Genomic DNA, 11,869 nt, shown 5'->3' on the forward strand with positions numbered 1-11,869 from the left:
TAATAGATCGGTAAATACCTGTGCGGCAAAGCATTACGCGATACGCAGGGTGGAAAGGCAGGCAAGGTGTCCGCACCGAATCGCGTAGAACTGGCCGGTCGCGCACTGGCCTCCGCGCAAGGCCATGGGTTACAGAAGGACGCGCTGGGATTCTGGGGCGTCTTCGCGCAGGGCCTGGCGGCCGCCGCACCCAGTGTGGCGCTGGCGTCGGTGCCCTTCTCTCTTTTTGTGGCCGCCGGCAGCGGTGCCACCTGGGCGGTACTCGTCGGCTTGACCATCACCGTGCTGATCGCCACCACCATCAGCTTCCAGGCCAGGCGCACCGTGTCGTCCGGCTCACTGGGCACCTACACCGGTAACGGGCTCGGCCCGGGATTCGCCTACACCGCCGGTTTCAGCCTGCTGATCGGATACATCGGCTTCGCCACCACCGGCACCCTGGGCGGCGTCGTCTACCTCGACTCGTTCCTGGAATCCATCGGATTGGGTTCGCAGGCAACGTGGTTCCGGCTGTTGCTGGTTGTGGTCATCGTCGGCGTCGCGACGTACCTGCCGTTCCGCGGTGCGTCCATCGCAGCCAAGTACGAGTTGGTCTTCGAGCTGATCGCCATCGCGTCGATTCTGGTGATCATCGTCGCCTCGTATGTCGGTTATGGATTCCGCGTCGACTGGGAGCAGTGGAACCCGGCACACCTGGGCAGCAGTACCACCTTCATCGCCGCGGTATCCGCCGTCGGTTCATACGCCGGCTTCGAGAGTGTCGCCTCGCTCGGCGCGGAAGCCAAAGACGCACACCGCAATATCGCCCGCTCCTTATTGCGGGTGGTGCTGCTGCTGGGTGTGCTCTACGTCGTGTCGACCTACCCGCAGATCCTGCACTTCAACTCGATCGACGGTGACAAGGCGATCCTGCCGCAGCTCGCGGATTCCACCGGCGTGCACTGGGTGAACCAGGTCGTCAGCGGAACTGTGGCGATCGCGTTCATCGTGTTCGTCACCGCCGTGACCACCGCCGCGGCGCGGTCGCTGTTCACCTTCGCCCACGAGGGTGCGCTGCCGGCCGCGTTGACCAAGGTGCATCCCAAGTACAAGACGCCGTGGGTCGGCATCGCCTTCATCGGCGTGCTGTCCTTCGTCTTCTCGGTGGTGGCCACCGTGAGCTCGGCCGGCCGCGTGGTGTTCGACGTCTACGGCGGTTACGTCTCCAACTGGGGCTTTCTGATCAGCTACCTGCTGGTCGTCGTCGCAACACCCATCTGGCTGTACAAGATTCGGGCCCTCACCCCGGTGCGGCTGGCCGTGTCCGTGGCCGCGACGCTGGCCATCGGGTATGTCATCTTCAGCAATTTCTATCCGGCGCCGAAGTTCCCGTTCAACATCCTGCCGCTCATCTATGCGGGCATCCTGCTGGCCGGGCTGGCCTGGTACTGGTACCTCAAGCGTGCCAAGCCCGAGGTGGCGCGGCGGATCGGGAGCATTCAGACCCTGTCTGAAACCGAGCAGCAGCGGCTGATCGACGAAGGCATCCTCGAAGTGCTCGATCACCGGGCCGAGCAGTCGAATGCCGATGAGGACCGTGAGCCGGACCGAGACAAGGAGCCGGTGGCGCCGTGACACTGGAAGCAGAACGCCGCGTCACAAGCTGGACGGTGACACCCGCGACGCCGATCGATCATCCACAGATCGCCGATTTCCTGGCCACCACTGTCGGTATCGGTGGACGCAAGTTCGCGGCCGATTCCCGTGATATCGCCGAACAATTCGACGACGCCCTACCCGACGCGCTACTGGTGGTGCACGACGAAACGCAGCGCGTCCGGGGCTACGCGGCATTGCACGAGCCGCACGGGCAGGCCCCGGAGTTCCTGGCGGACTTCGTCTTCGACCCGGCGACCGCGGACGACGTCGTCGACGCCACTGTCGAGGCGGTAGTCGCCCGGTTCCAACGGGAAGCCGCCGTGATCCCGAAAGCGTTCCTGCGCAGTTTCATCGGGCCCACGCAGCAGACCGCCCTCGATACGCTGATCCGACTCGGCGCCACCGAGGAAGGCCGCTTCATTCGGACCCGCAAGGCCCTCGACGACGAGGACGCCGAGTACCTGCAGGCCCTGACGCTGCCCGGGCTCACGTTGCTGAGCTGGCCGGAGGTCATCGAGCGATGCCTGACCGAACAGGTGCGCAGTCTGCAGTTCGACACGTTCCTCGAGCACTTCGGCAACATGTCCAAGACGCCGGAGAGCTTCGCCCATCACATCGAGAGTCGTGCTTTCACACCGGATTTCAGCAACGCGGTGGTCAACGAAGCGGGCGAGGTGGTCGGGTATGTGCTGGGCTCGACCTACACCCACCTGATCGGCGACGCCGAGGAGCGCAGCGCGCACACCGATTACATCGGCGTACGCGCAGACCAACGCAAGCGCGGAATCGGTGAATTCCTGCTGCGCAAGATCTGGCTGGCGGCGCTGCGCCGCGGCCTGTCGATCGCGTCGCTGGGCACCGATATCAACAACGCGAGCAAGGCACATCTGCTGTATGCCCGACTGGGATATGTCGCGGTCGAACACCAGTCCGCGTACCGCATCGACTCCGAAGGATTCGCGAAATGAGTTCCGCCACAAACTATCTGCAGCCTGCGACCGCCGATCTCGACGACCTACGGGCGCACTTCGCGCCGGTCTTCGCCAAGATCGCCGAGGCGAATCTGAACCGCGAACGCACGCGGACCTTTCCGCACGAGCAGGTGAGCCTGCTCAACGAAGCGGCGTTCGGCACGTTGCGAATCCCGGTGGACCGCGGCGGTTTCGGGGCCTCACTGCAGCAGGTCTTCCTGCTGCTCGCCGACCTCGGTGAGGCCGATGCCAACGTCGCGCACATCTGGCGCAACCATCTGGCCTTCGTCGAGGACCGGCTGAATGCGCCGGTATCCGATACCAATGACATCTGGATCAACCGGTTCCGGGCCGGCGAGTTCGTCGGCGGCGGCTGGACGGAAGCCAACAACGTCACGCTCGCCAACCTGGTCTCCACCGTCACCACCGAAGGGGACCACTACCGGGTGACGGGTACGAAATTCTATGCCACGGGCAGTCTTTACGCGGACTGGCTCGATGTGCTCGGCCGCGGTGATGACGGCGAACTGCTCACCGCGCTGGTGCGCGCCGACGGTCCCGGGGTCACCCTGGTCGACGACTGGGACGGTTTCGGCCAGCGCACCACGGCCAGCGGGACCGCCCGCTATGAGCGGGTGCGGGCCGAACGCGGCGACGTGTTTCCGGCCGCCGAACGGTTCGCCTATCAGGGCCACTTCTACCAGATCGCGATGTTGTCGGTGCTGACCGGAATCACGAGGGCGGCGCTGCGGGACGGCTCGGCGGCTCTGGTCGGTCGTAAGCGCAACTATCCGCAGGGCCTGACCGAGGTGCCCGCGCAGGACGCGCAGTTGCTGGCCGTCATCGGTGAGGTGTCCGCCGATGCGTTCGCGGCGGAAGCCGCGCTTGCCAAGGCCGGCGAGGCGTTGGACCGGATCGCCGGAGACGACGACGACGCGCGACGGCGGCTGATCGCGGCCGAGGTGGCCGTGTCCCAGGCGCAGCTGGTGATCATCGCGGCGGCCCTGCGCGCCACCACGACGATCTTCGATGCGCTCGGTGCGTCCGGGGTGTCCGAAGAGCGTGGCCTGGACCGGCATTGGCGCAACGCCCGCACGCTGGCCTCGCACAACCCGCGGGTGTACAAGGCGCGCATCCTCGGCGATCACCTGATCAACGGCACCGACCCGGTGCCGGACTTCGCCGCGCTCGGGCGTGGGGGACAAGGCAATTAGGCGGTCGGCGCCGTCGGGTCAGACCGCGTGACGCGGCCCGGCTGAGCGATGGTGCGGGTGTAGTCCCGGGATCATCATCGGCACCTCGGCGCGGTAGTCCTGGTACGGGGCTCCGAGGCCGGCGACCAGGTCGTGCTCCTCGAGCTGGATCGCGATCAGGATGTACCCGGTGGTGGCGAGCGAGAACAGCAGATGTCCCGCCGTCATCATCGGGGTGGCCCAGAACGCGATGATGAAGCCGACCATGATCGGGTGCCGCACCACGCGATAGAACATCGTGGTCCGGAAAGGCAAGTCCCGGTAGGGTTCTCCGCGCCACGCCAGATACACCTGGCGCAGCCCGAACAGATCGACGTGGCTGATCATGAACGTCGACATCAGCACGATCGCCCAGCCCACCCAGAACAGGGTGAGCAGCACGTAGCGCCCGGCCGGTGCGGTGACGTGCCAGACGACCTGTGGCATGGTCCGCCATTGCCAGTACAACAAGCCCAGCAGCAAGCTCGACATCAGCACGTAGGTGCTGCGCTCGATGGATTGCGGCACGACGCGCGTCCACATCCGTTTGAACGCCGGCCGTGCCATCACGCTGTGTTGCACCGCGAACAGACCGAGCAGGATCAGGTTGACCACCACGGCCTCGCCGATCGACGCGGCGATGCCGTGGTCGACGGTGCGGGGCACCACCACATTGCCCACGAAGCCGACGGCATAGAGGAACGAGGCCAGGAACACCGCGTAACACAGCACGCCGTAACCAAGTGTCAGATAGCGCTTCATCCTGTCCTCCGATTCTCGGAATGATCCGGCGACGACGTCCGCACCGGTCGACTCGTATGCAGCGTCGGGGACGGCCCTAGGCGCGGCCTTGATGTCGGGAACGATTGGGCCCAACGAGAGGGGAGAGGCCGGCAGACCGCCGGTCCGTGACGTCACACCTGGTGCCGCGGCCCCTGGTCACTCTTCCAATATATTCCTGGCCGGAGATACGCGAAAACCCCCAGTTTTCCGCGGAAAACTGGGGGTTTTCGTGACTGCTCGTGAGGGTTAGGGCGAGCCCTCCGCGATGCGGCGGACCGCGTCGATGAACACGTCGATCTCCTCGAACGTGTTGTAGAACGCGAACGACGGACGCACCGTCGCCTCGAGTCCCAGGCGCCGCAGGATGGGCTGGGCGCAGTGATGCCCGGCCCGCACCGCGATACCTTCGGCGTTGAGCGCCTTGCCGACCTCGAGTGGCTCGTGCCCGGCCAACACGAAGGACAGCACGCTCGCCTTCTCGTCGGCCGTGCCGACCAGCCGCACTCCCGGGATGGCCGCCAACCGCGGGGTGGCATACTCCAGCAGAGCGTGCTCGTAGGCCGCAATCCGTTCGATACCAACACGTTCCACGTAGCGGATCGCCTCGCCGAGGCCGACCGCGTCGGCGATGTTGCCCGTGCCGGCCTCGAACTTGTTGGGCGGTCCCTGGAACACCGAACGCTCCAGCGTCACGTCGGCGATCATGTTGCCGCCGCCCTGCCACGGCGGGGTCTCGGCAAGCACGTCCTCGCGGCCGTACAGCACGCCGATGCCCGTCGGCCCGTAGATCTTGTGTCCGGAGAACACGAAGAAATCCGCGCCGAGTTCGGCCACGTCGATCGGGACGTGCGGGATGGACTGCGCCCCGTCGATCAGCACCCTGGCCCCGTAGCGGTGGCCCAGCTCGACGATCGTCTTGACCGGCGTCACCGTGCCCAGCGCATTCGAAACCTGCGTGGCCGCAACCAGTTTCGTCCGCGGACCCAGCAGGTCCTCGAACTCGCTGAGCAGCAGGTTGCCGGCGTCGTCGACCGGCGCGACCTTGATGACCGCGCCCGTCTGCTTCGCGATCAGCTGCCACGGAACGATATTGGCGTGATGCTCCAGGTGGGTGATGACGATCTCGTCACCCGGGCCCAGGTGCTTGCCACCCCACGCGTACGCCACCAGGTTGATGGCCTCGGTCGTGCCGCGGACGAAGATGATCTCTTCGGTCTTCGACGCGCCGATGAACCTCCGGACCGCCTCGCGGGCATCCTCGTAGGCATCCGTGGCCCGCGCCGCCAGCTCATGCGCGGCCCGGTGGATGTTCGAGTTCTCGTGGGCGTAGAAGTACGCCAGCCGGTCGATGACCGACTGCGGCTTCTGCGTGGTGGCCGCGTTGTCGAACCAGATCAGCGGCTTGCCGTTGACCGTCTCCTTGAGGATCGGGAAATCGGCCCTGATCGCGTTGACGTCGAAGACCTCGTGGTCGTCCGGCACCACCGGAACCGGTTCGGCAGCAACGGATTCCGTGGGTGACTGCAGGAAGTAGTAACTCCCGGCATCCTCCGACGGTGGCGGAGCGCCCGTCCAGTTCAGCTCCGGCACCGTCGGGACGGTGCCCGGCCAGGTCGGCGCGGAGCCGCGCGGGGCGACAGGGGCGCTCGGCGGCGCAGCCAGCACCCCCGGCACCGTCGGGACCAGACCCGACGGCACCGCGAACGCCTCCAGCCCGCCGAACGGCGCGACCGGGCTCACCGCGTTACCCCGCGGCGCGACCGGCGCCGTCCCCGGCGGGATGCCCTCCGGCCCGGGCGAGGTCGGTGCCGGCGCGAACAGCTCCGGCACCGATACGAACTCGCCCGGCGTGCCCGGATGCGCCAGACCGGCCGCGGTGGCGGCCGCCGACGTCGCGGTGGTCGCATCCGGAGCCACCCCGCGCGGTGCCACCTGAGTGGTCACCGGCGGACTGTCCGGACCGGGCCGCAGGCTCGTGGCGTAGATCTGGCTGGCCAGTGCCGAGAGATGGGCCTCGCTCAGTGCCGTCTGTTCGCTCCCGCTCAGTGGCAGATCACTTGTACTCATGGAAGTGGTCCACTCCGACGTCCTCGAGGACCGCCAGCGCATCGTCGGTGAGCACCGCCAGCGACGAGTAGAGCGTGACCAGGTACGACGCGATGGCCGACCGGTTGATGCCGGTGAAGCGCACCGACAGGCCCGGGGCCTGCTCGCCGACCAGACCAGGCTGGAACAGGCCGACCACGCCCTGACGCTCCTCGCCGGTGCGGACCAGGATGAACTTGGTCTTCCCGTCCACGACCGGCACTTTGTCCGACGGGATGATCGGGATGCCGCGCCAGGTGATGAACTGGGCGCCGAACAGGCTGACGACTGGTGGCGGCACGCCACGACGGGTGGCTTCCCTGCCGAACGCCGCCACACCGAGCGGGTTGGTCAGGAAGAACGCGGGGGTCTTCCACACCTTGGTGATCAGCGAGTCCAGATCGTCGGGGGTCGGGGTGCCGCGCAGCGTCTGGATGGTCTGCTCGGGGGTGACCTGCGACAGCAACCCGTACTCCGGGTTGTTGATCAGCTCAGACTCCTGGCGTTCCTTGATGGTCTCGATGGTCAGCCGCAGCTGCTGGGCCACCTGGTCGTGCGGGCTGGAGTAGAGGTCCGACACCCGGGTGTGCACGTCGAGCAGCGTCGAGATGGAGCGCAGCGTGTACTCGCGCGGGCTGGTCTCGTAGTCGACGTACGTCTCCGGCAGCGGATCCTCGTTGCCCGAGCCCTGCTCGGCGGCGATGGCGACCTGCTCGGGGTTGACGACGCGGTTGACGCGGTAGATACCCGCCTCGACCGGAACCCAGCTCAGCAGGTGCAGGAGGAATCGCGGGGTGATGGTCGACAGCTGGGGAACTGTCTTGGTGGCATTGGCTAGCTGCCTTGCGGCGAGATCGCCGAGGGCCTGCGATTCGTTCTGCGCAGACGTCATGGGGGGCTACCTCCGACGGGTTGGTGTTTGGGGATGCGGCGGCCACGATACGGCTTTATGGGTGCTCTGACAGGGTTAGCGCGCACGGCGACCGAAACCTGTTCGATTATGGCCCCTGTGACCAATTCGGTCGTGGCTTTTCTGCGCGAGTGCCGTATGGTAGGCGGCATGACCCACGACGGATCGCTGCGCATGCCCATGCGGCGCTGCTTCGTCGTGCCGTGTTGTTGTTGTTGATTTTCTGACGCCGGCCCTCTGCGTTCTGCCCGCCCTTCTTCTGGCGGAGCACCTGAACGCGCTGTTCACAGCCTCCAGAAAGCAACACCGCAATGCCTTCCTCTCTGCTCTCAGCCACCCGCACCTCCGTCGCGGTCCGCCGGACCGTGCGCCGGGACGCCGAGATCACCCGGATGACCCGCTACCGCGGCGGCACGTACTCGCCGACCGTCGACACCGTGGTGTTCACCGATGGGACGACCGCACGCACCGACCTGATCCGGCTGAACCCGAACATCGACGCGTACTCGGTGGACTTCCAGGGCGTGGCCCCGACCCGGCCGTCGCAGTACCGGCCGGCGAACTGGTCGGCGGTTCCCAACGTGGCGGCGCGCGCCTTCGAGGCCGAGGTGGACTGGATCATCCGCAACTCGTACCCCACGCTGGGCACCGTCGAGTTGAGCCGCCGGGTACGTGGAGCCGGCCACCTGAGTGGTGACGCGCACCTGGCCGAGCACGAGGCCATCGCCGCGACGCAGGCTGCGATCTGGCATTTCACCAACGGCATGCGCCTCGACAACCGTCCCCTCAACGTGCCGGTCGCGGTCACTCGGGAACCGGGCGCGATCACCTTCGAGTTCGACGGCGAACCCCAATTGGGCAGCTACACGGTCGAACTGACAAGTGACGCCGCCGTCTCGCTGGTGCTGCAGAAATCGGTCGACGGGACGACGTGGCGCGATGTCGCCGCGTCGGGGCTCAACGTCGCGGCCGGTTACGGACGCCACCGCCGCGGCATCGGCGTCGGGGCCACCGCGTCGGACAGCCGCCCGGGCCGCCAGCACCGCGGGTACCGCTTCTACCGCCTTCAGGTGCTTGCCGACAGCGGGGCATTCGTCGACATCGAAGACGTGAGCTTCACCCTCGACGGATCCGGCAACTACCGCAACGCCGAACGCGTCGTCGCGCTGTACAACCACCTCGTGGCCGGTGCCGAGGCGGCCCGGAGCCTGACGGTGGTGCCACGGCTGATCGCCGACCGCGCGGTGGTCGGCGACGTCGTCGGACCCTTCCGGTTCGAGGCCACCGATGCGGCCGCGCTCACTGCGGTGGGCGGCACCCTCGTCGACGCGGCGGGCGAGCCGATCAGCACCCCCGTGGTCCCGGGCAGTGACATCTACCTGCGTCCGCTGCCGGGTGCCCGTCGGGTGACCGTCACCGCGAGTGTGCCTGCGGCACCGAACGGTTTCGGCGGCCGGGTCATCACCGGGGTGGCGCACGACAGCAGCCTGACGCCCGTCGCGCTCGCGGTGCCGACGCCGACCGTCATCGACTTCGAGCTCACCTTCTAGTCCCGCCTAGCCGCGGGATTTGTGCACGATTTTCCGCGCGGTCCGCGGAAAATCGTGCACAAATCGCTCACTACATCGGGGCGTTGGCGGGCTGGAACACCCCGCTGCTGTCGGCTTCCTCTTCGGCGCGGATGACGTGCACGACGGCGTTGATGAGCGCCAGGTGGGTGAACGCCTGCGGGAAGTTGCCCAGGTGCCGGCCGGTGCGCGGCTCGATCTCCTCGGCGTACAGGTGCAGCGGGCTGGCGAACGAGAGCAGTTTCTCGCACAGGTGCCGGGCCCGGCTCACCTCGCCGATCTCGACGAGCGCAGACACCAGCCAGAACGAGCAGATGGTGAAAGTGCCTTCCTCGCCAGACAATCCGTCGTCGGTCTCCTCGGTGCGGTAGCGCAGCACCAGGCCTTCCTCGGTGAGCTCTTCGGCGATGGCCATCACCGTCGCGCGCACCCGAGGGTCGTCGGCCGGCAGGAACCGGGTGAGGATCGCCAGCAGCAGTGAGGCATCGAGGGCGTCGTCGCCGTACCGCTGGGTCAGCACGCCGCGCTTGTCGACACCGTGGGCCAGGACGTCGGCCTTGATCTCGTCGGCGATCTTGCGCCACTGCTGCGCGTAGGACTTTTCCCCTTGCAGCTCAGCCAGTTTCGAGCCGCGGTCCAATGCCACCCAGCACATGATCTTGCTGGAGGTGAAGTGCTGCGGTTCGCCGCGCACCTCCCAGATCCCGCGGTCGGGTTCCTTCCAGTGCTTGATCGCTTCTTCCACTTGGTTTTTCAGCACCGGCCACAGCATCTCGGGAATCTGCTCGCGAGATTTCGCGTGCAGGTACACCGAGTCGAGCATCGTGCCCCAGATGTCGTGCTGCATCTGGTTGTAGGCGCCGTTGCCGATGCGGACCGGCCGCGAGTAGTCGTAGCCGGACAGGTGATGCAGTTCCTCTTCGACGAGGCTGCGTTCGCCGCCGACGCCGTACATCACCTGAAGGGGATGGCGCTCACCGTTGTTGGCGCCGGAGACGTCGGCGATGAACGAGAAGAAGTCGTCGGCCTCGCGGTCCAGTCCCAGGGTGTACAGGCCCCACAGCGCGAACGTGGAGTCGCGGATCCACGAATACCGGTAGTCCCAGTTCCGTTCGCCCTGAGGCGTTTCCGGCAGCGACGTGGTGCTCGCGGCCAGCAGCGCGCCGGTCGGGGAGTACGTCAGGCCCTTGAGCGTCAGCGCGCTGCGCTGCAGGTACGACCGCCACGGGTGGTCGGGGAAGTCGCCGACGTTGATCCACTGCCGCCACGCCTCGCTGGTCTTCCACATCTTGTCGGAGGCCTCGTCGAACGTCTGCGGCGCCGGGTGCTTGGACCACGACAGCGCGACGAAAACCTTGTCGCCCTCGGTGAGCCGGGTCCGGGCCCGCGCCTCGTGGCCCTCCAGACCGATCCGCAGGTTGGTGGTCAGGCGCAGCGTCGGGTGCGCCTCCGGGTTCTTGCCGGCCCGCGCGATCGCCTCGCCGTAGGCCGCGGCCGAGTACTCCCACGTCGCGCTCTCGCGGTGGTAGTCGAACGACGGCTCACAGCTCATGACGAACTCGACGGTGCCGCTGACACAGCGGACGGTACGCAGCAGGATGTGCTCGGCGTCCCAGTCCATCGGGGTGCGACGGTGTGTGCGCGAACGGGTTTCGATGTCGTGCCACGGCCCCATCACGAGGGCGTCGCGCACGATGGCCCAGCCCGTGTGCGTCTGCCACGTGGTCTCCAGGATCAACGAGCCCGGCAGGTACCGCCGCGCCGACGGCACCGTCACGCCGTAGGGCGCCAGCCGGAAGTGGCCGGCGCCGCGGTCCAGGATCGAGCCGAAGACGCTGGGGGAGTCTGGGCGCGGCACGCACATCCACTCCACCGAGCCCGCAGACGAGATCAGGCAGGTGTTCTCGCAGTCGGACAGGAAGGCGTAGTCCGCGATCGGCGGGAACGGCGTGCGGACGGCCGTCGAGATCGCACCGCCCGTCAGTGAATCGTCACCCGCGGCGGCGAGGTGAGGAATCCCGTGGCCGTTCGCCAGGATGTGGCCTGGGTCGCTCGATTCGTCCGACTTGTCCGTGTGTGGCAGCACCATTCGCACATCATCGACTGCATCTGCGGTTGCCGTCCACCGAACGCCCTCACGGGGGCCTGCCGGATTCGGCCCAGCGCGATTCGAAAGGGCGCACACCGTAGGGTGGGAATCGATGAACGGCATTCTGAATTGGTGGGACGGCGTCGAGCTGTGGCTGTCCGGTCTGTCGTTCGTGGTGCAGACGATCATCGTGATGCCCGTGGTGCTGGCGCTGGCATATGGCCTGGCAGTGCTGCTCGACGTGGCGCTGGGCTACTCCATCACGCTGCTGCACCGGGCCCGCCACGTCGAGGAGGACGCACTGTGAACGGACTGCCGCAGTCCCGGGTGACGCTGATTCTGGTGCTGCTGGTGGTGCTGGTCATTGTCACGTGGCTGTTGACTCGCTGAGCAGTTGCTACCAGCCGACCTCTGATATTCTTCCCGCCATGCACGCAGCGTCCGGCACAACCGAGGGCCACATCCTGGCTCTCATTGCCGTGGGTACCCGCGCTGTTGCTGACGTCGCCTGTTGTCGCTGACCCGTTTCCGTCCGCGGTTTCTGGGATCGGCGTTGGCTTCTGCTATGCCCACGTGCTGATCAATCACCCTTG

The 11,869-nt window shown here is 66.8% G+C and carries 10 protein-coding genes; 6 read left to right on the forward strand and 4 right to left on the reverse strand.

Going from position 1 to position 11,869, the window contains the following annotated elements; translation table 11 throughout:
* The first annotated feature begins 66 nt into the window (after positions 1-66).
* Genes BR47_RS0109965 through BR47_RS0109975 form a run of 3 tightly spaced genes read left to right on the forward strand, consistent with a single transcriptional unit; the run spans position 67 to position 3,823 of the window.
* On the forward strand, positions 67-1,614 hold the full coding sequence (locus tag BR47_RS0109965) for an APC family permease (RefSeq protein WP_020102134.1): 1,548 nt from the start codon (positions 67-69) through the stop codon (positions 1,612-1,614).
* Positions 1,611-2,606 (forward strand): GNAT family N-acetyltransferase, encoded by a 996-nt coding sequence (locus BR47_RS0109970; RefSeq protein ID WP_029119411.1) that lies wholly within the window; start codon positions 1,611-1,613, stop codon positions 2,604-2,606. Before BR47_RS0109965 ends, BR47_RS0109970 begins: the two co-directional genes overlap by 4 nt.
* On the forward strand, positions 2,603-3,823 hold the full coding sequence (locus BR47_RS0109975) for an acyl-CoA dehydrogenase family protein (protein WP_029119412.1): 1,221 nt from the start codon (positions 2,603-2,605) through the stop codon (positions 3,821-3,823). Before BR47_RS0109970 ends, BR47_RS0109975 begins: the two co-directional genes overlap by 4 nt.
* Before the next feature lie 18 nt (positions 3,824-3,841).
* Here the strand turns inward: BR47_RS0109975 and mddA are convergent, their stop codons facing one another.
* From mddA to BR47_RS0109990, 3 genes are all read right to left on the reverse strand, one after another.
* Positions 3,842-4,603: a methanethiol S-methyltransferase gene (mddA, locus tag BR47_RS0109980; RefSeq protein WP_029119413.1), complete on the reverse strand. Its 762-nt coding sequence runs from the start codon at positions 4,601-4,603 to the stop codon at positions 3,842-3,844.
* 267 nt (positions 4,604-4,870) lie between these two features.
* The gene (locus tag BR47_RS0109985) at positions 4,871-6,691 is read right to left on the reverse strand and encodes a family 2A encapsulin nanocompartment cargo protein cysteine desulfurase (protein ID WP_029119414.1); all 1,821 of its coding nucleotides are present in this window, start codon (positions 6,689-6,691) and stop codon (positions 4,871-4,873) included.
* Positions 6,678-7,601, reverse strand: coding sequence for a family 2A encapsulin nanocompartment shell protein (locus BR47_RS0109990; RefSeq protein ID WP_020102129.1), 924 nt, complete (start codon positions 7,599-7,601; stop codon positions 6,678-6,680). The genes BR47_RS0109985 and BR47_RS0109990 overlap by 14 nt, the downstream gene beginning before the upstream one ends.
* Positions 7,602-7,930: 329 nt before the next feature.
* On the opposite strand from BR47_RS0109990, the gene BR47_RS0109995 reads away from it, so the two are divergent.
* Positions 7,931-9,169 carry a thioester domain-containing protein gene (locus BR47_RS0109995; RefSeq protein ID WP_051634712.1) on the forward strand — a complete coding sequence of 413 codons (1,239 nt, stop codon included), beginning with the start codon at positions 7,931-7,933 and terminating at the stop codon, positions 9,167-9,169.
* Positions 9,170-9,239: 70 nt separating this feature from the next.
* On the opposite strand, the gene BR47_RS0110000 is transcribed toward BR47_RS0109995, so the two are convergent.
* The gene (locus BR47_RS0110000) at positions 9,240-11,204 is read right to left on the reverse strand and encodes a glycoside hydrolase family 15 protein (RefSeq protein WP_051128529.1); all 1,965 of its coding nucleotides are present in this window, start codon (positions 11,202-11,204) and stop codon (positions 9,240-9,242) included.
* 184 nt (positions 11,205-11,388) lie between these two features.
* On the opposite strand from BR47_RS0110000, the gene BR47_RS0110005 reads away from it, so the two are divergent.
* Positions 11,389-11,583, forward strand: a complete 195-nt coding sequence (locus BR47_RS0110005; protein ID WP_020102126.1) for a hypothetical protein — start codon at positions 11,389-11,391, stop codon at positions 11,581-11,583.
* Between the two features lie 121 nt (positions 11,584-11,704).
* Positions 11,705-11,797, forward strand: coding sequence for an Ms4533A family Cys-rich leader peptide (locus BR47_RS34120; protein WP_350224460.1), 93 nt, complete (start codon positions 11,705-11,707; stop codon positions 11,795-11,797).
* The last annotated feature ends 72 nt before the right edge of the window (positions 11,798-11,869 follow it).

This window comes from Mycobacterium sp. UNC410CL29Cvi84, from assembly GCF_000686745.1.
GTDB classification, from domain to species: Bacteria; Actinomycetota; Actinomycetes; order Mycobacteriales; family Mycobacteriaceae; genus Mycobacterium; species Mycobacterium mucogenicum_B.

Bases quoted from the DNA above. Each gene is read 5' to 3' on its own strand.
- BR47_RS34120 (WP_350224460.1), top strand. From the start codon at position 11,705: ATGCACGCAGCGTCCGGCACAACCGAGGGCCACATCCTGGCTCTCATT.
- BR47_RS0109990 (WP_020102129.1), bottom strand. From the start codon at position 7,601: ATGACGTCTGCGCAGAACGAATCGCAGGCCCTCGGCGATCTCGCCGCA.
- mddA (WP_029119413.1), bottom strand. From the start codon at position 4,603: ATGAAGCGCTATCTGACACTTGGTTACGGCGTGCTGTGTTACGCGGTG.
- BR47_RS0109985 (WP_029119414.1), bottom strand. From the start codon at position 6,691: ATGAGTACAAGTGATCTGCCACTGAGCGGGAGCGAACAGACGGCACTG.
- BR47_RS0109975 (WP_029119412.1), top strand. From the start codon at position 2,603: ATGAGTTCCGCCACAAACTATCTGCAGCCTGCGACCGCCGATCTCGAC.
- BR47_RS0110005 (WP_020102126.1), top strand. From the start codon at position 11,389: ATGAACGGCATTCTGAATTGGTGGGACGGCGTCGAGCTGTGGCTGTCC.
- BR47_RS0109995 (WP_051634712.1), top strand. From the start codon at position 7,931: ATGCCTTCCTCTCTGCTCTCAGCCACCCGCACCTCCGTCGCGGTCCGC.